Annotated in this window: 24 protein-coding genes, 1 pseudogene and 1 riboswitch; of the genes and pseudogenes, 21 read left to right on the top strand and 4 right to left on the bottom strand. The window is 40.3% G+C overall.

Features of this window, described 5'->3' with window-relative positions; genetic code table 11:
• Positions 1-22: 22 nt before the first annotated feature.
• Both AC4PGZ_RS06695 and AC4PGZ_RS06690 read right to left on the bottom strand, forming a co-directional pair.
• The gene (locus AC4PGZ_RS06695) at positions 23-940 is read right to left on the bottom strand and encodes a pseudouridine-5'-phosphate glycosidase (RefSeq protein WP_492157861.1); all 918 of its coding nucleotides are present in this window, start codon (positions 938-940) and stop codon (positions 23-25) included.
• Entirely contained in the window at positions 934-2,028 is a 1,095-nt protein-coding gene (locus tag AC4PGZ_RS06690) for a carbohydrate kinase (RefSeq protein ID WP_492157860.1), read from the bottom strand. Before AC4PGZ_RS06690 ends, AC4PGZ_RS06695 begins: the two co-directional genes overlap by 7 nt.
• 182 nt (positions 2,029-2,210) lie before the next feature.
• Between AC4PGZ_RS06690 and AC4PGZ_RS06685 the strand changes: the two genes are divergently transcribed.
• From AC4PGZ_RS06685 to AC4PGZ_RS06635, 11 genes and pseudogenes are all read left to right on the top strand, one after another.
• Positions 2,211-2,771, top strand: a complete 561-nt coding sequence (locus tag AC4PGZ_RS06685) for an extracellular solute-binding protein (RefSeq protein ID WP_492157859.1) — start codon at positions 2,211-2,213, stop codon at positions 2,769-2,771.
• Positions 2,731-2,823 (top strand): annotated as a pseudogene (locus tag AC4PGZ_RS06680) (hypothetical protein); the annotation flags it as partial. The gene AC4PGZ_RS06685 and the pseudogene AC4PGZ_RS06680, both read left to right, overlap by 41 nt.
• A 33-nt stretch (positions 2,824-2,856) precedes the next feature.
• Positions 2,857-3,054: a hypothetical protein gene (locus tag AC4PGZ_RS06675; RefSeq protein WP_492157858.1), complete on the top strand. Its 198-nt coding sequence runs from the start codon at positions 2,857-2,859 to the stop codon at positions 3,052-3,054.
• 75 nt (positions 3,055-3,129) lie between these two features.
• Positions 3,130-3,669 carry a hypothetical protein gene (locus AC4PGZ_RS06670; protein ID WP_492157857.1) on the top strand — a complete coding sequence of 180 codons (540 nt, stop codon included), beginning with the start codon at positions 3,130-3,132 and terminating at the stop codon, positions 3,667-3,669.
• Positions 3,593-3,871 carry a hypothetical protein gene (locus AC4PGZ_RS06665; protein WP_492157856.1) on the top strand — a complete coding sequence of 93 codons (279 nt, stop codon included), beginning with the start codon at positions 3,593-3,595 and terminating at the stop codon, positions 3,869-3,871. Before AC4PGZ_RS06670 ends, AC4PGZ_RS06665 begins: the two co-directional genes overlap by 77 nt.
• A 61-nt stretch (positions 3,872-3,932) precedes the next feature.
• Positions 3,933-4,334, top strand: coding sequence for an ATP-binding cassette domain-containing protein (locus tag AC4PGZ_RS06660; protein ID WP_492157855.1), 402 nt, complete (start codon positions 3,933-3,935; stop codon positions 4,332-4,334).
• Positions 4,335-4,370: 36 nt separating this feature from the next.
• Positions 4,371-4,478: riboswitch (TPP riboswitch) on the top strand.
• Positions 4,479-4,557: 79 nt separating this feature from the next.
• On the top strand, positions 4,558-5,379 hold the full coding sequence (thiM, locus tag AC4PGZ_RS06655; protein ID WP_492157854.1) for a hydroxyethylthiazole kinase: 822 nt from the start codon (positions 4,558-4,560) through the stop codon (positions 5,377-5,379).
• Entirely contained in the window at positions 5,366-6,004 is a 639-nt protein-coding gene (gene thiE / locus AC4PGZ_RS06650) for a thiamine phosphate synthase (protein ID WP_492157853.1), read from the top strand. Before thiM ends, thiE begins: the two co-directional genes overlap by 14 nt.
• Positions 6,001-6,792, top strand: a complete 792-nt coding sequence (gene thiD, locus AC4PGZ_RS06645; protein ID WP_492157852.1) for a bifunctional hydroxymethylpyrimidine kinase/phosphomethylpyrimidine kinase — start codon at positions 6,001-6,003, stop codon at positions 6,790-6,792. Before thiE ends, thiD begins: the two co-directional genes overlap by 4 nt.
• Before the next feature lie 2 nt (positions 6,793-6,794).
• Entirely contained in the window at positions 6,795-8,102 is a 1,308-nt protein-coding gene (gene thiC / locus AC4PGZ_RS06640) for a phosphomethylpyrimidine synthase ThiC (RefSeq protein WP_492157851.1), read from the top strand.
• Positions 8,103-8,239: 137 nt separating this feature from the next.
• Entirely contained in the window at positions 8,240-10,036 is a 1,797-nt protein-coding gene (locus AC4PGZ_RS06635) for an FUSC family protein (RefSeq protein WP_492157850.1), read from the top strand.
• A 307-nt stretch (positions 10,037-10,343) separates the two neighbouring features.
• On the opposite strand, the gene AC4PGZ_RS06630 is transcribed toward AC4PGZ_RS06635, so the two are convergent.
• Entirely contained in the window at positions 10,344-11,642 is a 1,299-nt protein-coding gene (locus AC4PGZ_RS06630; RefSeq protein WP_492157849.1) for an IS110 family RNA-guided transposase, read from the bottom strand.
• Between the two features lie 392 nt (positions 11,643-12,034).
• Between AC4PGZ_RS06630 and AC4PGZ_RS06625 the strand changes: the two genes are divergently transcribed.
• The 8 genes from AC4PGZ_RS06625 (at position 12,035) to AC4PGZ_RS06590 (ending at position 18,381) form a co-directional block, all read left to right on the top strand.
• The gene (locus tag AC4PGZ_RS06625) at positions 12,035-12,775 is read left to right on the top strand and encodes an SDR family NAD(P)-dependent oxidoreductase (protein ID WP_492157848.1); all 741 of its coding nucleotides are present in this window, start codon (positions 12,035-12,037) and stop codon (positions 12,773-12,775) included.
• A 193-nt stretch (positions 12,776-12,968) separates the two neighbouring features.
• Complete coding sequence (locus AC4PGZ_RS06620; RefSeq protein WP_492157847.1) at positions 12,969-13,403, top strand: MarR family winged helix-turn-helix transcriptional regulator; 435 nt, start codon at positions 12,969-12,971, stop codon at positions 13,401-13,403.
• Positions 13,387-14,232: a pirin family protein gene (locus tag AC4PGZ_RS06615; RefSeq protein ID WP_492157846.1), complete on the top strand. Its 846-nt coding sequence runs from the start codon at positions 13,387-13,389 to the stop codon at positions 14,230-14,232. Before AC4PGZ_RS06620 ends, AC4PGZ_RS06615 begins: the two co-directional genes overlap by 17 nt.
• Before the next feature lie 49 nt (positions 14,233-14,281).
• Positions 14,282-14,854 carry a nitroreductase family protein gene (locus AC4PGZ_RS06610; protein WP_492157845.1) on the top strand — a complete coding sequence of 191 codons (573 nt, stop codon included), beginning with the start codon at positions 14,282-14,284 and terminating at the stop codon, positions 14,852-14,854.
• A gap of 100 nt (positions 14,855-14,954) precedes the next feature.
• On the top strand, positions 14,955-15,317 hold the full coding sequence (locus tag AC4PGZ_RS06605) for a VOC family protein (RefSeq protein WP_492157844.1): 363 nt from the start codon (positions 14,955-14,957) through the stop codon (positions 15,315-15,317).
• Between the two features lie 3 nt (positions 15,318-15,320).
• Positions 15,321-16,085 (top strand): 4,5-DOPA-extradiol-dioxygenase, encoded by a 765-nt coding sequence (ygiD, locus tag AC4PGZ_RS06600; RefSeq protein ID WP_492157843.1) that lies wholly within the window; start codon positions 15,321-15,323, stop codon positions 16,083-16,085.
• Between the two features lie 28 nt (positions 16,086-16,113).
• A complete protein-coding gene (locus AC4PGZ_RS06595; RefSeq protein ID WP_492157842.1) occupies positions 16,114-16,998 on the top strand; it encodes a VOC family protein in 885 nt (294 codons plus the stop codon).
• 165 nt (positions 16,999-17,163) lie between these two features.
• Positions 17,164-18,381 (top strand): helix-turn-helix domain-containing protein, encoded by a 1,218-nt coding sequence (locus AC4PGZ_RS06590; protein WP_492157841.1) that lies wholly within the window; start codon positions 17,164-17,166, stop codon positions 18,379-18,381.
• Between the two features lie 50 nt (positions 18,382-18,431).
• On the opposite strand, the gene AC4PGZ_RS06585 is transcribed toward AC4PGZ_RS06590, so the two are convergent.
• Positions 18,432-18,890: a hypothetical protein gene (locus AC4PGZ_RS06585; RefSeq protein ID WP_002325145.1), complete on the bottom strand. Its 459-nt coding sequence runs from the start codon at positions 18,888-18,890 to the stop codon at positions 18,432-18,434.
• Between the two features lie 61 nt (positions 18,891-18,951).
• Here AC4PGZ_RS06585 and AC4PGZ_RS06580 point away from each other — a divergent pair, with 61 nt between their 5' ends.
• Positions 18,952-19,536, top strand: coding sequence for a recombinase zinc beta ribbon domain-containing protein (locus tag AC4PGZ_RS06580; protein WP_492157840.1), 585 nt, complete (start codon positions 18,952-18,954; stop codon positions 19,534-19,536).
• A gap of 437 nt (positions 19,537-19,973) precedes the next feature.
• Positions 19,974-21,458, top strand: coding sequence for an ABC-F type ribosomal protection protein Lsa(E) (lsa(E), locus tag AC4PGZ_RS06575; protein WP_370847225.1), 1,485 nt, complete (start codon positions 19,974-19,976; stop codon positions 21,456-21,458).
• Positions 21,459-21,500 lie beyond the last annotated feature (42 nt).

Below are 21,500 nucleotides of genomic sequence, written 5' to 3'. Positions count from 1 at the left end.
AAATGTCAGCAGGTGAAAAGGATTACTTGAGCTTGCTGAGCTCTACTGCTATTTTTGCACCAAGCACAGCATTGTTGTAAACTAGCTGTATATTTGAATCAAGGCTTGAGCCTCCGGTAATCTCTTTTACCTTTGCAAGGAGGAATGGAGTGCTTTCTTTGCCTTTTATGCCTTTCAGATCGGCTTCTCTTACAGCTTCTGAGATGGCTGAATCTATTACTGCCGGATCCATTTCATACTCTGGAGGTATCGGATTTGCGACAACCACGCCTCCTTCTATTCCTAAATCCCATTTTGTCTTAAGCGCTTCTGCAAGCTCTTCTGGAGTGTCGATTCTGTAATCTACTCCAAATCCGCTTTTTGAGGTGTAGAATGCAGGCAGCTCGTCTGTACCAAATCCAACGACAGGCACTCCCTGAGTTTCAAGATATTCAAGCGTAAGTCCGATATCGAGTATTGATTTTGCGCCGGCGCATACTACGGCTACATCAGTATGAGCAAGTTCCTGCAGGTCAGCTGAGATGTCGAAGGTCTCCTGAGCTCCGCGGTGAACTCCACCTATTCCCCCTGTTGCAAAAACCTTTATTCCGGCCATGCTTGCAATCAGCATGGTGGAGGCAACTGTGGTAGCACCGTCAAGCTTCTTGGCAAGTATGAATGGAATGTCCCTGCGGCTGCATTTTATAGCATCAGAGCTTTTTCCAAGAGACTCTATCTCATCCTTGCTGAGCCCTACCTTGAGCTTGCCATCCATGATGGCTATTGTTGCAGGGATTGCGCCGTTGTCTCTTATGATCTGCTCCACGTTGAGAGCGGTCTCGACATTTCTTGGATAGGGCATCCCGTGTGATATTATTGTAGATTCAAGGGCTACTACTGCTTTGCCTTCCTCGAGTGCTTTTTTGATTTCTGGTTTGATATCTAAATATTTTTCTAACATAATCCTGTCTCCTTCATGGTTTTATAAATATTCTCTCTTGAGATATTCGGGTTTATTGTATCTTCGTGTCCGAGCGTGAGTATTGATGCCGCCATTGAAAAATGGGCGCTTTTTCTGATGTCATAATTGTTGAATCTGCTGAATGCAAGTGCTGCAACGAATGCATCTCCGGCTCCGGTTGCATTCACCACATCCACTTTTGGATTTGGAATAAGTTCGCTCACAGACCCATCGCTGTAGAAAACTCCTTCTGATCCCAAAGTAATGAATACCCTCTGTACTCCCTTATCAAGGAAATAATCAGCAGCTCTTTCAAGGTCCTCCTGGCTCTCTATGCTTATGCCCGAAAGAAGCTCAGCCTCAATCTTGTTTGGTTTTATGGTGTGGAAGCGGCCAATCTTGCTTATGATCTTCTTCGCTTTTGTCGTCGAAACCGTGTCAAGGAAGAATTCAGTATTCCTGAAGCTGTCAAGCACATAGTGAATGAGCTCCTCAGGCATGTTCGTGTCGATGACGCAGATTCGGGAGTTTTCAATTACCTGCCTTTTTTCCTGTATGAAATCAATGGACATCTCGTCAAATATATCCATGTGTGATATGGCTACGCTCAGGTCTCCTTTTTCATCGAGTATTGCCATGTATGTCGAAGTTGGCATGCTGTTTAATATGAGCGAGCTTTTCATGTCCATGCCTATTGTGTTTGCATGTTCAATCATCTTCCTGCCATGTACGTCTTCACCAACTGCTGTTATGAGTTTTGTTGAGACTCCAAGATGTACGAGGTTCTCAGCGATATTTCTTCCTACTCCGCCCAGAGATATCTTAACTTTGCCGGGGTTTGAATCTCTGGGAATCAGGCTTTTGTTTGGGAAACCAGTAATATCTACGTTTGAGCCTCCTATCACTGTAATGTAGTCATCCTGTCTGAGAATGTATCCTTTTCCAAGGATATATCCCTTTTTTGTAAGGTTTGTAATGTGTACCGCCACTGATGAACGCGTTATACCAAGTGCAGTTGCCAGATCACTCTGGGAAATCGCCGGGTTCCTGCTTATCAGCTTAAGTATCTCTTCTTCTCTGTTAGTCATATCGACCTCCTAAACATTAGCTTACAACATAAACTATAGCTTATAAAAATTCTACCATAACTTATTATCAATTGCAACATAAAAATTCTAATATGATAAATTTATCTGAGGAGATTGATGAAAGTGTTGTCGCAACCGTAACGATGGGTAAAAATAATTAAATGCAGGAGGAGAGAATTACTATGAAAAAATTTCTATCAGGCTTGATCGCAGGTCTTTTTATTCTTACCTCACTCGCTGGATACGGAACGCAGGAGGCTGCAGAAACAGCTCCAAATAGAGAGTTTGAAGGTACTACGCTTAATGTAATGCTTGCATATGGTGGAGCTGAAAAGTCATTTGAAAAATTCACAGAGGAAACAGGCATAAATGTTGAATATATAGATATATCTACAGGAAAAGCCCTTGCAAAGCTTCAGGCTGCAGAAGGCAATACTTCTTCGGATATATGGTTTGGCGGTGGCGTGGACAGCTACATATCGGCGGCTGAGCTTGGGTATCTTGAGCAGTATGCGTCTCCTGAAGCAGAGAAGATAAATCCTCTCTACAGCGACAAGGACGGTTACTGGACTGGACTGGCACTTGTTCCGGCGGGTTTTGTCGTAAACAATGACATTCTTGCGGAAAAAGGTCTTGAAGATCCAAAAACATGGGAAGATCTGGCAAACCCGATTTATAAGAATGAGATAATAATGGCTTCACCTGCTATATCAGGAACTTCCCGTAACTGCAGTAGAACCTGAGGATTATGTTCCATGGACTCCTGCACCGATAGCTATATTCAAGAATTCACAGAACAAAGATGCGGCGAAGTTATTCGTAGATTATATGCTTTCTGAAAACGGGCAGCTGAATCTTCGTGAGGCAGATGCAAGAATAATGGCAAGAGAGGGAATAGATGTTCCTGAGGTCATGAAGGACCTGGATGTAAGCAAACTTGTTGAGCAGGATGTACTTCTTTTTGGTTCTCAGAGAGAAGCTGTGCTTGAAAAATGGGCAGCGCTTGCTGGAGAGAAGGACGCTTAATAACGTGATTATCATTAAGAAGGAACTTTGAACATAATCTCTGAGTTCTTTCTTTTCTTTTTTAGAGAGGAAGCTATGAAGATACATAAAATTCTGGACAGATGCCTTCTACTTGCTGAGGTTCTGTCAATTTGCATTTTTGTCCTGTATCCTATATTTTCGGTGTTCAGGATGAGCCTGTTTGATAACGGAGAATTTACGCTGAAGTACTACCACGATATTTTATCAAGAAGCAATTTAATACTCATTCGGAACAGCATGTGGGTTACGATTCTTTCTTCAAGCTTCACTACACTGTTTTCATTCATAATAGCGTTTTATGTATTTGTATCAAGTCCGAGGACAAGATACTTCATGAGGAGCGCGCTTATGCTTTCGGGCACGCTCCAGAACATAGATATAAGGCAGATAATGGCATCTCGAGATCTTGGAGTAAATCCACTTCAGACCCTGAGAAACATTGTGATCCCGGCCGCATGGCCCGGCATACCTTCAGATGCTTTCTTCTTCCAGCCTCGGAAAGCCTGCGGCAATAAGCATGCTTATGATTCCACCTGCAATAGCGGCCTTTTATTTCTACAGAAAAAACATTTCAAAAGCGGGAAATTCATCTGACGGGAGCAAGCTCTCATCCTCAGAGGACTATGTTTATGAGCTTCCCGGATATATAAAGAATATCCTTCTGGCAGTCGTTGTAATCTATTTTGCAATCATGATACTAAAGTATTCTAATATATTCCTGTCTACGGTTTCAAACACTGCCACGGGAAAAATAAGGTTCACTTCAAAGTATATATTGGATCTTCCCAAAGGATAATGTGAGCTATGGCCTGAGACACCTGTGCAGGATGAACAAAAAAGCTGCCTCGTAAGAGGCAATGAAATATCTCGAAATCTCAGGATTAACAGGGTATGAACGTTCTCAGGTTGTCAATCTGAGCGGTGGCCAGCAGCAGAGGGTCGCGCTTGCAAGATCCATGGCAACTCTCCAGACGGGATCTCCTCAGGACATCTATTTCAGGCCTCTAAGCAGGGAGGTATCATCCTTCATAGGGAGAGCGAATTTCGTTGATATAAATGGAAAGCATGAATTGATAAGGCCTGAGAACATAAAAATAATTCCTGATGACAAGGGTGATTACAAAATAAAGGATAAAATCTTTATGGGGGCTAGAACAGAATATATAGTCTCAGATGGGAAAAATACGCTGGAGGTGGAAATGTCCGGAATCGCCGGTACTGCATTCGAAAAAGGCCAGAATGTATCGATTCAGATATAAAATACTTGATTTATTGATAAATTATAGTATAATTAAGTTAAATACAAGGGGAGCTTGCGATCAGCAGGCTGAGAGTAAGCTGTATGCTTAGACCCGTAACCTGATTTGGATAATGCCAACGTAGGGATATACTGAGCAGCGACTGCATGTATACTTTTATTGGTATACCTGCAGTTTTTTTATGTTGACATTCCTTTCGGCTTGTATTTAAGAAAGGAGAAATATGTTAAAAAAATGCATGGAAAACGTGCGAAAAAACTCACCTCTGGTTCATAATATAACGAACTATGTGACTGTGAATGATGTTGCAAATGTGCTTCTTGCATGTGGAGCAAGCCCGATAATGGCAGATGACATGGAAGAAGTGGAAGAGATAACATCAATATGCGGGGGCCTGAATATAAATATTGGAACCCTCAACAGAGACACAATTCCGGCTATGGTGCTTGCAGGGAAAAAAGCCAATATGCTTGGACATAAGGTGCTTCTGGATCCTGTGGGCGCCGGGGCGAGCAGTCTTCGCACTCAGACTGCGCTAATGCTCATGAAGGAAGTAAGATTTGATGTCATAAGAGGAAATGCCTCAGAGATAAAGACTCTCTCTTGTGGAAGCGGCAATGCCAGAGGCGTAGATGCTGATATTGCAGATGCGGTGACTGAATCTGATATGGATGAAGCGGTTTCGCTCATAAAAGATTTTTCGAGGAGATGCGGATCAATAATTGTAATGACTGGCCAAACAGATCTGATAACTGACGGGGAGATATGCTATGCAGTGAGAAATGGCAGAAAAGAGATGGAAAGCATAACCGGAACCGGATGCCAGCTTTCAGCGCTCATAACAGCATTTATAACTGCAAATCCTGACAATGATCTTGAGGCAGCTGTTGCAGCTGTATGCCTGATGGGGCTTTCTGGCGAGCTTGCCTGGAATAGAATGAATATAAATGACGGTAATTCCACATACAGGAACAGGATAATTGACGAGATATTCAGTATGGACGGGGACAAGCTTGAAAAAGGAGCGATTTATGAAATTAGATAAAAAGGACATGCTTCTCTATGCAGTTACTGACAGAACGTGGCTTGGATGTGAATCCCTCAGCTTTCAGGTTGAAAAAATACTTGAGGGAGGGGTAACTCTCGTACAGCACAGGGAAAAGAACCTCAGGTCGGACAGGTTTCTTGAAGAAGCCAGACTTTTAAAAGATATCTGTGAAAAATTCGGAGTCCCTCTTGTAATAAATGATAATGTAGATATTGCGATTGCCTCAGGCGCGCATGGAGTCCATATTGGGCAGGAAGACATGGAAGCGAAAACCGTACGAAGGCTTATCGGCAAGGATATGATCCTTGGGGTATCTGTACGGAGCGTTGAGGAAGCGCTGAGGGCAGAGAGGGACGGTGCTGATTATCTTGGAGCAGGGGCTGTATTTCATACGGATTCAAAGCCAGATGCACAGTATATAAGTCATGAACTTCTTAAAGAAATATGCAGTGCAGTCAGCATACCTGTGGTTGCAATCGGAGGGATAAATAAAGAGAATATAAAATATCTGTCGCAAAGCGGAATAAGCGGAGCGGCTGTAATAAGTGCGATATTTGCACAGGACGACTTGAAAAAAGCTGCAGCTGAGCTCAGAAAAGAAATAGAGGGGTGCCTGACATGAAGACAGCGCTTACAATTGCAGGGAGCGACTCAAGCGGAGGTGCGGGCATTCAGGCAGACATAAAAACCATGACCGCATATGGAGTGTATGCCATGAGCGCAGTCACTGCGCTTACTGCTCAGAATACATTAGGAGTATCAGCCGTGCTTGAGGTGGATCCCGTTTTCCTCTCGGCCCAGATTGACAGCGTATTCACTGACATATACCCTGATTCGGTCAAAATAGGGATGGTATCTTCGGCGGATCTCATAGTTGTAATATCAGAAAAGCTGAGGAAATACAATGCGAGAAATATTGTACTGGATCCTGTAATGATATCCACGAGTGGGTCAAAGCTTCTGAATGAAGGTGCGGTTGAGGCCCTGAAAGCAAGGCTTTTCGAGATGGCAGATGTAATCACTCCAAATATTCCGGAAGCATCGATTCTCTCCGGAATAGAAATAAAGAGCGAAAAAGACATGTTGAGAGCGGCAGGGATCATTGGTGATTATCATGGATGCGCAGTACTATGCAAGGGAGGGCACAGCATAAATGATGCAAATGATGTTCTCTATTACAGAGGCCGTCACAGATGGTTCAGATCGGAAAGAATAGAAAACAGCAACACTCATGGGACTGGATGCACGCTTTCCAGTGCAATCGCGGCAGGGCTTGCAAAGGGAATGGATCTTGAGGACTCTATATGGAATGCAAAAGAGTATTTATCAGGATCGCTGAGAGCAATGCTGGATCTTGGAAATGGAAGCGGACCACTTAACCACGCATGGAACACATGTAGGAAGGATTAATAATGAAAAGAGAATATGCAACACAGATGGAAGCTGCAAGAAAAGGGATAATAACTGAGGAACTGAAGAAAGTAGCGCAGAAAGAGCTTATGGATGTCAGCGAGTTGATGCCTCTTGTGGCATCGGGGAAAGTAGTAATATGTGCAAATAAGAATCATAAATCTCTTGATCCTCAGGGAATAGGATCCATGCTAAAAACCAAGATCAACGTAAATCTTGGAGTTTCAAGAGACTGCAGGGATTATGATGAAGAGATGAAAAAAGTAATGGAAGCGGTCAATATGGGAGCTCATGCGATAATGGATCTTTCATCACATGGAGACACTTCACCTTTCAGAAGAAAGCTTACATCTGAGTGTCCCGCTATGGTTGGAACAGTGCCTGTGTATGACTCGGTAATTCATTATCAGAGAGATCTCAGTACGCTCAAAGCCAGAGATTTCATCGATGTCATAAGACTTCATGCAGAAGATGGTGTAGATTTCGTCACTCTCCACTGCGGAATAACCAGAAAAACCATCGAACAGATAAAAAAGCATAAGAGAAAGATGAATATAGTCTCGAGAGGAGGCTCAATGGTATTTGCCTGGATGAGCATGACCGGGGAGGAGAATCCATTTTATGAATACTACGATGAGATACTGGATATATGCAGAGAATATGATGTCACGGTTTCATTAGGAGACGCATGCAGGCCTGGATGCCTTGCAGATGCTTCGGATGTCTGCCAGATAGAGGAGCTTGTAAGGCTTGGAGAGCTTACATCAAGAGCCTGGGAAAAAGACGTACAGGTTCTTGTTGAGGGTCCAGGTCACATGCCTCTTGATCAGATTGAAGCAAACATGAAGCTGCAGCAGACAATATGCAAGGGTGCTCCTTTTTATGTGCTGGGTCCGCTCGTTACTGACATAGCGCCAGGCTATGACCATATAACAGCAGCAATAGGAGGAGCGATAGCAGCAGCCTCCGGAGCGGCATTCCTGTGCTACGTTACTCCGGCTGAGCATCTTGCGCTTCCAAATCTTGATGACGTGAAACAGGGAATAATAGCGTCAAAGATAGCAGCCCATGCGGCAGATATAGCAAAAGGCGTCAGAGGGGCGAGAGAGCTTGATGACAGGATGTCTGATGCAAGAAGGACATTTGACTGGGAAGCACAGTGGAAATGCGCGATCGATCCGGATACAGCAAGGCGCATAAGAGAGGAAAGAAAGCCTGAGCATGACGATTCATGTTCCATGTGTGGAAAGTTCTGCGCCATAAGGAGCATGAACAAGTCACTTTCCGGGGAACATATAGACATATTATAATGATTTTATGTTATTGATTTTAAGGCACCATATCTTTTCAGGTATGGTGTTTTTATGTTAAAATAATTAAATGTGAATGAATTTTCGAAAATAAAATCAATTTTGCAGTAGAGAATATTTATGATGGAGGATTAATTTTGAAAGAAAAAAGTAAAGATAGAGAAGATTTGAAATATACCTCGGATTTGATACTCAAGCAGCTGTTTGAGTTCAGAAAGGGACCGACTCCGTGGACGAAAGCTTTTTTTGCAGGGCTTTGTGCATCACTTCCACTTCTGGCCGGAATCCTCATGGGAGATTTTGGAATGGGACTCCTTGGGGGCATCGGAGGGTTTACATATCTCTATGTATTCAATGAAACCTATGCAGTGAGAGCGAAGAAAATATTTCTGGTTGCACTAACTATAAGCTTTCTTGTCGGACTTGGCACAGTTGCAGCTCCCTATACCTGGCTTGTAATACTGATTCTTGGAATAATAGGATTTACAGCAACATTCATATTCGGTGTATTTCGGATTCCAGGACCAGCTGCCATATTTTTTGTACTTAGCTTTACGATAACTACCAGCATGCCGGCAGATCCTTCACAGGCTCCTCTCAGGTTCCTTGTGGTATTTGCAAGCGGCATGCTTGCATGGGTGCTAAGTATGATTGGCTGGTTCAGAGAACCATATAAAGCAGAGATAAAGGCAGTCGAAGATATATATGAATCGCTCGCTTACTTCAGCGAAGCCAAAAATCTTGATGGCATTAATTCCAGAAGGCATTCCGTCGTGGAATATCTAAGGACCGGCAAGGAGATATTTTCCTCGGGTCCATTACTGAACAAGGACAAGGGCATGTATGACAGGCTTGCTATATTAAATCAGTATGCCGACGAGCTTTTTCTGGAGCTTTTAGAATCATACTTCAATAAAGGAGCAGGAATACCGGAGTCTTTTTCAAAGAGAATAAGACAAATAAAATTCAAGATAAGATCCGCCGAAAACAGTGAAGAGGGCCGCATCATGATTGAACCGGCAGAAGCATGTCATAAGGAATATGAGAAATTATCAGGATGCATAAGAAAAATAGAAGATTTCCTCGATACACCGCTTGAAAATGTAGACCGTGAGATTATTTTAACATCAAAAACCTCTGGAAGGCTAAAGCTAACGAGCGCCTTTGACAAAAATTTCATCGTATTTGCAAACTCTCTCAGATACGCGCTGGTTCTTTCACTGTCAGCACTCATAGCTTTTACGCTTCCCTTCACAAGGCCCTACTGGGTCCCTCTTTCATGTGCAGCTGTGATGTTTGGGAGCACGATAATGACCACATTCAACAGAGCAGTGCTTAGATCGGTGGGGACCATAATAGGTACCTTCATTGCGACAATTATTCTTTCATTTGAACCTGCAGGACTTGCAATAGCAGCTGGATCTCTGATCGGACTGGCAGGAACATTCATAATAGGGAGAAAATCAGCTTCTAGCAGGCTTCCTGTACTTACATCAAATCTGATAAAAACAAGTATCGAATTATTTGAAAATCTCAAGTCGTCAGGCAGAGATTATGACCTTAGATCAATACTGCATCTAAAGGAAAGATTGGATATAGATCTTGAAAATCTGAGACTTGCTTACCGCACTGCTTTGGGAGAGATTCCTGTAAAAAAGGAAAGCCTTGAAATGATGTGGCCGATGGTATCATCACTTTCTCATATATGCTTCCTGCTTGAAAAGCTTGTAGAAAGAAATGATTTCATGAAAGTTCAGGATAAAGATATTACAAGCATAACGGAGGTGCTTTACTCAATAACGGAATCGGTAGAAGCTGATGAACTTCTTGCTGATATTAAACAGATTGACATAGCTGAAATGCCAAAATTAAGCAGAGAAATGAATCATCTTCAGGAAATTATGAGCATGATAAAAATCAAGTCAGTTATATGATAAAAGCGTGATAGATAAAATATAGATTTAACAAAATTGTATTGCGTAATAATTATTTTATTAACAATTAATTAATTTGACATTTTTTAATTATAGGTGTAGACAATTTTCAGACTATTGTGATATAATAACTCAAAATACTAGAAGTAAAATGAACAGTCATTTTAAATCGTGATTATTTAGACCAGCTAGTAATTGTCAATGATTTTTGATAAAAATTCATTTATGGTTTTATGGTACTACAAATAGGCCAAAAAAATATTCGAATTTTGAATGGCCTGACTTTTAAATGGTTCGTATTCAGCCGTTAGGCTACTTGCAGATATTGATTTTCAACATACATCTTACAGTGTAGCTCAGGGTGACGAATTTCATATGACTTTTGATTCTTTAATATGGAAAATATATAACCCAATAATTTTTTCATGACAGCAACAATGCCTACCTTCTTGCTCTTACCATTCATATTTTCTTTGTAATAGTTAAGAAGTACGCTGTTTGTTGCAAGACCATTTCGTTTGCTTCTAACCGAAGCAAGAGCGACAGCGTAAAGAGCTCTTCGGCCCGTGCGTGTTCCTCTTTTAGAAATATGATTATTGGAGCCTTTGAATTTTCCGGATTCATTTACCGAAGGATCAAGTCCGAAAAATGCAACCAGCTTTTTTGATTTTGCAAAATTTTTAAAATCACCAATTTCACTTATAATTGTTATAGCAGTTACTTCACCTATACCAGGTATTGATTGAAGCAACTCAATATTTTTAAGAATATCAGTCGGTATTCTGCCACTTGAAAGCAGATTTTTGATTTCGCAGAGAAGTAAATCTATTTGAGTTTCAAAGTTCTCTATAATGCTTATATTAGCTTTCAACTTAACAAACAGACTATCTGATGATACTCCAGTGATAAGGGATTCTTTTGCGGCAGCAAACAGAAGAGCATATTTGTTTTCAGCGTATTTCATGCCTTTCCTGGAAAGTTTCAACAGAAGGTTTATGATTTCAGTTTTGTCAGCTGAAAGTATATCGTCGGGTCTTGGATACTGCTTCAATATCTGTAAAGATGATTTTGATGTAGTATCAGAAAAAATATTTAAATAGCCAGGGAAAATTATTCTTAATTCATTAGATAATTTTTTCTTGAATGTAGACTTGGTATCGGTAAGCTTGTAATATTCACGACAAAGTGATTTCAATGTATACAGCTCTTTATCAAAGTTATTGGATACCTTGATATTTTGGAATTTGCATATTTTAGCAATAGCAAGTGCATCTTGTTTATCATTTTTCACTTTTCTAATATCGAAATTTTTGTTAGAATTAGTGATAAGAGGATTGATAGTGAACACATCAAACTTATTATCATTTAAAAAGTGGAAAAGAGATATATGATACACGCCAGTGGATTCCATGAAGGAGGCAACCTTCATGTCATATTTTTCTTCCACTTTTTTTATTTCAGAAGCTAAATATTCAAATCCATCCAAAGTATGATTTATCCTGAATGATTTCCTGTATACCTCACCGTCAGGTGCCAAAATGGCAACCATTGAAAATTCTGCGGCAACATCGATTCCTACAACTGGTCTATTAATATATTTGTTCATTTCCAGTATCTCCTTATTTAATATATTGAGATAGAATTAGAGATTCCACCTTCTATCAGCAACTCTACAACCTTGTTTGTGACACGGATAATTCCCTTCGGGAAATCCAACCAGCTAAACATAGAATTTTTACTGATGGAATGATACGCTAATTTGCGGGTATGGGATACTGTGATCCTCCCAGGAGGTGTACATCTATCCTCTATTCAATAAAGATTATACTACATTTGGCAAAGTTGAATTTTCAAAAAGGAATAAATTTTATATAATATATTCAATAATCCGCCAGGATTTGAAATATATACAAAAAAATTAGTAGTTCGTAATGTTCGGGTTTTATTAGTTGAATTAAAACCATAAATTACTAACTACATTATACAAGGAGGTATCAAATGAAACTGAAAGATAAAGTTGCAATTGTAACAGGGTCAACATCTGGCATGGGAAGAGCTACCGCTGAGCTTTTTGCAAAAGAGGGAGCAAGAGTCGTAGTTACTGGAAGAGATGAAAAAAGAGCGAAAGAAGTAGTAGATGGAATAAAGGCACAGGGCGGGGAAGCGATGTACGTGATCGTAGATGCTTCAAAAACTGAGGATAATAAAATACTTGTAGATAAGACGATGGAAGCCTATGGCACTGTAGACATACTCTTTAACAATGCGGGAATGCTCAGTATGTCGTCCTTGATGGATGTATCGCTTGAGGAGTGGAACAAGCTTTGGGCTGTAAACGTTACTTCGGCTTTATATCTTGCTCAGCTTGTTGCTCCGGAGATGAAGAAAAAAGGTAAAGGCGTCATAATCAATACGAGCTCTGTAGCAGGATTTGGAGCGCATCACGGATTCGTAGGATATATCACTACAAAACACGCTATGAATGGCCTGACAAAATCTATGGCGTGGGAGCTTGGGCCAGAGATAAGGGTAAACGCCATTGCACCGGGAGCGATCCATACAGCAATGGTTGACAGCATAGGAGGACCGGATGTACTTGGTGGCATGAAAGAAGGCTCTCCGCTAAAGAGGATAGGCCAGCCGGTTGATATTGCTACCGTAGCGCTTTTCCTTGCTTCTGACGAATCATCATTTGTAGATGGACAGATACTGAGAGTAGATGGTGGAATCGAAATTTAATACAGAAATTTGCATTTTAAAATATAGAACACTGATCTCCAGCTGAATCAATCAGTTGGAGATTTTTTATAAACTGAAAATAAATAAAATTCAAAAATCTTGAAAAAACCTCTTGCAATTTATCTCTAGTTAGAGTAAAATGTAATTACAGACAAAGTTGCTGACAAGTATTATTTGAAAACGAGGTTGTTTTATGAAAAAATCAGAACTTAAGATTTTCATTGGAATGAGCAGGACTCTAAATGAAATAAACAGAGCTACTGGAAAGATACACAAGAAATATGGTCTTACAAATGCGCAGTTTGCCGTACTTGAAGCTCTGTATCACAAAGGGGATCTGTCGGTTGGTGAGGTTCAGGAAAAGATACTCAGTACCAGCGGAACCATACCTGTGATAGTTAAGAATCTTGAAAACGAAGGCCTTTTAACCAGAAATCAGGATCAGTCAGACAAAAGAAAGTTCATACTTCACATCACTGAAAAAGGAATAAGCCTCATGGACAGGGTATATCCTGAAAATGAGAAGATGATCATAGATATGATGAGCGTTTGGAATGACGAGGAGCAATTGAACCTTATAAATTATATGAGAAAATTTGGAGGTCTTGAGAATGGAAAGAAAGATTAAAGAAAAGGTTACCGGGTTTAGAACAAGAGACGGAGCTGGAGTAAGTCTTGTAAGAGTTTTAGGTCATGATACTGTAGAGACTTTCGATCCGATACTTATGCTGGATTCGTTTGACAGCGAGAGACCGGATGATTATACCGCTGGATTTCCACTGCATCCGCACAGAGGCATTGAGACCATAAGCCTCATAGTCAGTGGCAATATGGTTCACAGAGACAGTCTTGGAAATGAAGATGCAATTAGCGATGGAGAGGTTCAGTGGATGACTGCGGGATCCGGGATAATGCATGAAGAAAAGCTTCCTGCATCAGAAAGACTTCTTGGAGTTCAGCTATGGCTTAATATGCCTCGAGAAAATAAAATGGCACCACCTGAATATCACAGCATAAAAAAAGAGGATATTGAGGAAATAACAATAGAAGGTGGCTTGCTGAGACTTATAAGTGGAAAATACAAAGATCATGAGGGCTTCAGAGGGAAATATCTTCCTGTGGATTATTATGATATAAAGCTTGAGCCAGGAAAGAGCTTTACGATAGAAACGGGTAGAGAAAAGTCAGTGCTGGTATTTACGCTTTCAGGCGCTGCAAGAATAGCAGGCGAGACAGTAGAAGAAAAAACTGCCGTAAAGCTGACAGAAGGAGAATCTCTTGTCATAGAGTCGCTGGAAAAAGAAGCAGAGATACTATTTGTAAGCTCTGACATGCTAAAAGAACCTGTTTCATGGGGTGGGCCTATAGTAATGAATACGGAGCAGGAGCTAAGACAAGCCTTTGCCGAACTGAGAACTGGGGAATTCTTAAAAGAAAAAGTTGAATATGATGTATAAAAATCATTAACATAAATTAATTTAATTTAATTAGAAAAGGAGAAACAACATGAGAATACTAGAATCTTTAAAATCAAGAAGAACACATTATGACATTAACAGAGAGCTTCCGGTTGATGAGGCTAGGATATTTGATCTAATTGAAAAGGCTACTGAACTTGTGCCTGATGCGTTCAATATGAAGAGCTCAAGAGTAGTAGTGGCTACGGGTGAAAAACAGGATCAGCTATGGGATACGATATATGATGTATTCGAAGGGAAGGTAGCAAGAGAGAAGATAGACAGCTTTAAAAATGGCTACGGAACAATACTGTACTTTTATGACCAGGCAGTCGTAAAAGGAATGCAGGATCAGTTTGCATTATACGCTGACAAATTCCCTGAATGGGCATCTCAGGCATCGGCAATGCTTCAGATAAGCATATGGAGCGGTCTTAAGGAGCTTGGAGCAGGAGCATCTCTTCAGCACTATAATCCTGTGATTGACGAAGCTGTAAGGAAACTGTTCGACCTACCTGAAAGTTATGTTCTGAATGCGCAGATGCCATTTGGAGGCATCGGTTCGCACCCAGATGAAAAACCGGCTGAGGATATATCACAGAGAGTAATATTTGTAAAATAGAAGATAATATAACTAAAGCCAGGGCCTCGCATGTAAATATAAATATGAGGTCCTGGCTGATTTGTATATTATAATGAATCATTTTATCAGGAGGGTTACTATGAAATTTTGCTGGAGCACGCTGCACGTAAGGAACATGGAAGAATCGCTGAAATTTTATGAGGAAATAGTCGGGCTAGAAATCGACAGCAGATTTGCGGCAGGACCGGGCGTAGAGATTGCATTTTTAGGGGATGGAGAAACAAAAATTGAGCTTATATCTGGAGGGATTTCTGGAGAGACCGCTATTGGAAAAGATATATCATGGGGATTTCAGGTAGATTCTCTTGACGAAAAGCTTGATTTTGTAAAAGAAAAGGGTATAGGTATTTTTGAAGGACCGTTTCAGCCAAATCCGGATACCAGATTTTTCTATGTGCTTGACCCGAATGGACTTAAGATTCAATTTGTAGAAATGAGGTAAAATATGAAGCTGCCTGTACTTTTCGTGGGACATGGATCACCGATGAATGCCGTTGAAGACAATGAATTCACAAATAAATGGAAAGCGCTTGGAAGATCGCTACCGAGGCCTAAAGTCATTCTGGCAGTTTCGGCACACTGGTATACTGCCATCACTCGAACATCGGACACAAGGGAGCCAAGGATGATATATGACATGTATGGCTTTCCAAAGGAGCTGTATGATTTAAAATATCCGGTGGAAGGATCTCCTGAGCTTGCTGGAAAAATATCAGATCTTCTCAAAGAAGGCGTAATTACAGACAACAGGTGGGGCATAGACCATGGTACCTGGTCGGTGCTTTGCAGGATGTATCCTGATGCAGACATACCGGTAGTTCAGCTGAGCATTGATTTTAATGCAGCTCCGGAGGCTCATTTTGAGATAGGAAAAAAGCTTTCTCAGCTCAGAAAAGAAGGTGTATTTATAATTGGAAGTGGAAATGTGGTCCACAACCTTTCGCTGATAAATTGGGGCATGAGCGGTGGATTTGACTGGGCACATGAGTTCGATGATTATGTAAAACAAAACATACTGAATAGAAATTTCGAGGCTGTAGTAAACTATGGCAAGGCTGGCAAATGCGCTGAGAAGGCATTCTATACTCCGGATCATTTCTATCCTCTTCTGTATGTTCTTGGAGCCGCGGACTCAGAAGACGACATAGAAGTCTTCAATGATTCGTGCATAATGGGTTCTATGTCCATGACTGGATATTTATTTGGTTAGATCGAAGTTTTTGCCTGTGGAGGTTTATATGGAAGGTATTCGTAAAATCATGATTCACCTTTGGTTTGATACCGAAGCTGAAGAAGCCAGCGAGTTTTATCATAAGACATTCGAGAACAGCCGAATCTTAAGCAAGCGAGTGATACCAGGCACTCCTTCTGGCGACGTACAGAGCTTTACCATGGAAATTGAAGATATCAGCCTGATGCTTCTTTCGGCAGGGCCGTATTTCAAGCTTAACCCTTCGGTCTCATTTATGATCTCGTGTACAGATAAGGATGAGGTGAGGAAATACTGGAACGCCTTCATGGAAGGGGGAAAAGCCCTCATGCCGCTTGATACCTACGATTTCAGCGAGTTGTATGGCTGGGCTGAAGACAGATTTGGAGTCTCGTGGCAGGTAATGCATGTAAAAGAAGCGCAGATGGATATAAGGATAAGGCCGGCGCTTATGTTTACAGGAAAAAACTGTGGCCATGCCGAAGAAGCGATAGGCTACTATACGGGAATATTCAAAAACTCTGAAATAAAATCCGTATCCCGATATGGCGACAATTTCAAGCCCAATGAGCCGGAAATGCTTAATTTTGCGGAGTTTGTCCTGGAGGGGCAGAGCTTTTCAATAATGGACAGCGCATATGAGCATGGATTCAATTTTAATGAGGCCGTCTCATTCATAATAAATTGTGACACTCAGGAAGAAATAGATTATTACTGGGAAAGCCTGTCAGCAGTCCCGGAGGCTGAGCAGTGTGGATGGATAAAAGACAGGTACGGAGTTTCATGGCAGATAACGCCATCTGTAATGAACGATATTATGCACGAAGCCGATGAAGAAACTATCGCGCGAATAACTGAGGCATTTCTCAAGATGAAAAAATTTGACCTGGCAGAAATCGAAAGATTCATGTAAAAGCGTTATAATTCAAATATATATCCGTATGATTTGCAGCAATGTGACTCATACGGATTTTTTTGTATCCTCATGGTTGATTTTGTTTCCGAAAATCAACATCAAATCCATTGTATATGACAGAAAAAGAAGTATAATTAAATCTATGGAAGGAGATGAGATTGAATGAAGGATATAAATATATCAAAAATAATTTCAGACTGCAGGCGAAGAAAAGGGGTCACACAGGATCAGCTGGCAGAATATATTGGAGTGTCCAAAGCCTCCGTGTCTAAATGGGAAACGGGGCACAGCTATCCGGACATAACTTTTCTTGCGCCGCTTGCGACTTATTTCAACATGAGCATAGATGAACTCATGGGTTATTCGCCGCAGATGACTAAAGAAGAGATAAAAAGACTGTATCACAGGCTGTCTCGGGATTTTTCGACAAAGCCTTTTGATGAGGTTATTTCGCAATGCCGCAAAATCATAAAAAAATACTATTCCTGCTTTCCGCTGCTTATGCAGATGGCAGTGCTTCTCTGCAATCATCACATGCTTGCAGCAAAGCCTGATAATCAGATGGAGATATTGGAGGAAGCCGCGAGCCTGTGCAAAAGGATAGAAGAAGAGAGCGAGGATATGTGGCTCGCCAGGGACGCGGTTTCTGTTGAAGCAGTATGCTATCTGATGATGAGAAGGCCTGAAAAAGCACGCGAACTTTTGGGAGAAGATGTGAGGCCAGCTCCGGGTGATGATTCTGTCATTGCTCAGTCATATCTCATGGAAGGCAATATGGCTAAGGCGGACCGGATTCTGCAGATAAGCGCATATCAGCACCTTGTTTTGCTTACAGGCTCGCTGGCGTCGCTGCTTCAGCTTCAGAATGAGAAATTTGAAGAAATACTGCACAGGATATTTGCGGTCGACGCGGCATTTGAGCTTTCAAAGCTGAATCCGAATATAATGGCGGTGACATATCTGAATGCGGCCCAGGGCTACTGCATTCAGGGCAATAATGAAAAGGCACTTGAAATATTGAGAAAATACACTGATCTCTGCATCAAAGATTTTTTCCCGTATTCGCTGCATGTTGAGACGTGTGTTTTATTGTCCCACAAAAGTGCAGACGATTTTATCAGTGTAAAAATGGAGTACGCAGACGACCGAAAAATCCAGCCAGATCGTATCACCTACAGGCTTATTCAGGAGTATATCGAAGAAAAGTACGGCTTCAAAGTTCACACTGCAAACATTGCAGAGGTCAAAAGAAACTTAGGCCTGCCGATGTACGACGCACCAAACGCAGTTGAAGAACTAAAACGCCCATATAAACCAGCACCAGAATATAAAGTAGAAGCTATTAAAGACGCATTAAGGCACTTCAAGGTCATAGATTAAAGTAAAGTACCCTTTCAGCAGATCATTACTGTTGAGAGGGTCTTACTTTTTCAGAAGCCGGCCAATGTAAGGATAGCCCTACAAGATTGCGGGTCTTTCTCTTCGAGCCATGTTTCCAGATTGCTTATAGCGATATCCTTTTGAATATGGATGCTCTCTTCAAATCGATATTCGATTGCACATGTAAGGATATCAACAGGTTCATCAAGAACCTTACCGCCAAGAACTGGGTATTCGTCAATTACAATCCAGTCAGGTGGGAGACCATCAAAGAGAGCCTGCGGATACAATTCCCTAAAGTGAATCTCAATTTCCATAGCTTCGATCTCACCTTGTTCTTTATCTGGGTAACAAGTGGCATAAGATACATCGAAGCCTCTAGTGAGCAGCATCTGAACGACATTGATGAGTTCAATATCAACAGGAATGGTCTTATCGGCGCATTTACAACAAGGCTTCGACCAAATTTCACTGTATAGCTCTAAACATCGTGGACACATCGTCATCATACAATCACTTCCTTCACCAGTTTATAGAAAGTAGTTCTTTTAAGATTAAGTGCCTGCATAGTTGCAGTTGCAGTTTGCTCGCCAGTGCGGTGATATTTACCGCCGGGTACACTGGAATAACCGAGGTTACAAGTCTATTGTTTGGAGATGCGTCAGCCGTTTGGAGGAAAAAGGATCTGAATGTACTGCCCCTACCATAAACGAGGAAACATTGCAGACAGCAGTGGTCAAGGCTATTAACGAACTTTTGGCTAACAAAGAACCCTTCCTCCAGGCGTTGCAGAAAAACATAGCTACTATACTTAATGAAGAAAATGATAATGCCACCAATGATATTGATAGCAAATTGGAAGAATTACAACAACAGCTTCTTATCCAAGCAAAATCCAAGAATGACTATGAAGATGTGGCTGATGAAATCTACCGCCTTCGAGAATTGAAGCAAAATGCACTTGTTGAAAATGCAGAGCGTGAAGGAAAAAGGCAGCGAATCGCTGAAATAAATGATTTCTTGAATGAACAATCTTGCCAATTGGAGGAATATGATGAGCAGTTAGTAAGGCGGCTTATTGAAAAAGTTACGGTATTTCATGATAAGTTCGCCGTTGAATTCAAATCAGGAGTCGAGATTGATGTAGAAGGGTAATCTTTAGAAAGAGAACAGAAGAATTATATTGAATTTTTGAAGATAATATGATATAATAAAACGACTTGGAGGTGGAAGAATGTATAACTTTTCTTGCTAATTATATGATGCATAATAAGATATTTAAAGAAACGGCTATAGAACCGTTTGTTTTGTTATGCAAATTGCAAGAAAGTTAAGTATTCTACACTCAATAATACATTACAGTAACCTTATGTATAACAAAAGGTAATAATAGTATTTGTTTTTGAGCCGTAAGAATTTACTTTCTTGCGGCTTTTAATATTTGTAAAAGAAAGGAAGATAAACGTGATAGACAATGATACTATGTCATTCATGACAAAATCCATGCAGAGTTGGATAACATTATAGAGTAATTAATGCCGAAAACCGACTTTGCTTATAAAATTTTTATAATGTAAAGGAGGAAGAAATATATGTCCTTAATAAATGTTTCAAATCTAACTTTTTCATATGAAGGAAGTTATGACAATATTTTTGAAAATGTAAGTTTTCAGATAGATACAGATTGGAAACTCGGTTTTATTGGAAGAAACGGACGCGGTAAAACTACTTTCTTAAATTTACTGCTTGGCAAATATGCGTATTCCGGCAATATAAGTTCTACAGTTAAGTTTGAGTATTTTCCTTATGATGTGGAAGATAAGAGTCTATATACAATTGAAGTAATGAAGAGTATTTGTACGGAATGTATGGATTGGGAGATTTTTCGTGAAATATCATTGCTTGATGTTCAAGAAGATGCTTTATATCGTCCGTTTAATACACTATCAAATGGTGAGCAAACAAAGGTCCTTCTTGCAGCTTTATTCCTTACAGCGAGTTGTTTCCTGCTTATTGATGAACCTACAAACCATCTTGACATCGATGCACGTAATGTAGTGCAAAATTATTTGAAACGCAAGAAGGGGTTTATTTTGGTATCTCATGATAGAAGCTTACTTGATCAATGTGTTGACCATATACTATCTATCAATAAAACGAATATCGAAATCCAAAAGGGAAATTTTACTTCTTGGTGGGAGAACAAAACGTTACAAGATAATTTTGAACTGGCAGAAAACAAGAAACTCCTTAAAGAAATAGGAAGGTTGTCTTATGCAGCAAAACGTAGTTCAAACTGGTCAAATAAAGTAGAAAAAAGTAAATATGGAACAACAAATTCTGGTTCAAAACTGGATAAGGGTTATGTTGGACATAAGGCTGCAAAAGCGATGAAACGTGCCAAAAATATTGAGTCAAGACATCAGGAAGCTATTTCACAAAAATCAGAACTGCTCCACAACATTGAACAATATGACGCCTTAAAAATTTCGCCACTTGAATTTCACAAAGAGTGGCTAATAGAAGCGAATGATTTATCATTGTCTTATGGAGATAAAGAAGTATGCAGTAATCTTAATTTCAGAGTCAATATTGGTGATAGAGTTGCCATTATCGGAAAAAATGGGAGTGGTAAGTCTAGTATCCTAAAATTGATTAATGGAGATGATATTAAATTTACCGGAAATTTTATGTTAGCAAGTGGACTAAAAATTTCTTATATTTCGCAAGATACTTCATATTTAAAAGGTAATCTATCTGAATTTGCCTATAATAATAAGATCGATGAAACTCTATTTAAAACGATTCTTCGTAAACTGGATTTTAATAGAGAGCAGTTTGATAAGAGCATGGAGGATTTTAGTGCTGGTCAGAAAAAGAAAGTACTAATTGCTAAAAGCCTTTGTGAAAGTGCACATTTGTATATATGGGATGAGCCATTGAACTATATTGATATTTTTTCACGTATCCAAATTGAAAAAATGATTTTGGAATATTGTCCTACACTATTGTTTGTGGAGCATGATGATGCTTTTTGCAATAATATTTGTACGAAAAATATTAATTTATATTTGTAGAGATTTTGAGTTGCCACAATAACTAAAAGATATTTACATGAA

Source organism: Proteocatella sp. QWL-06 (genome assembly GCF_058684135.1).
Note: the sequence above shows the minus strand (reverse complement) of the source record. Positions and strands in the feature narration are given on the sequence as shown.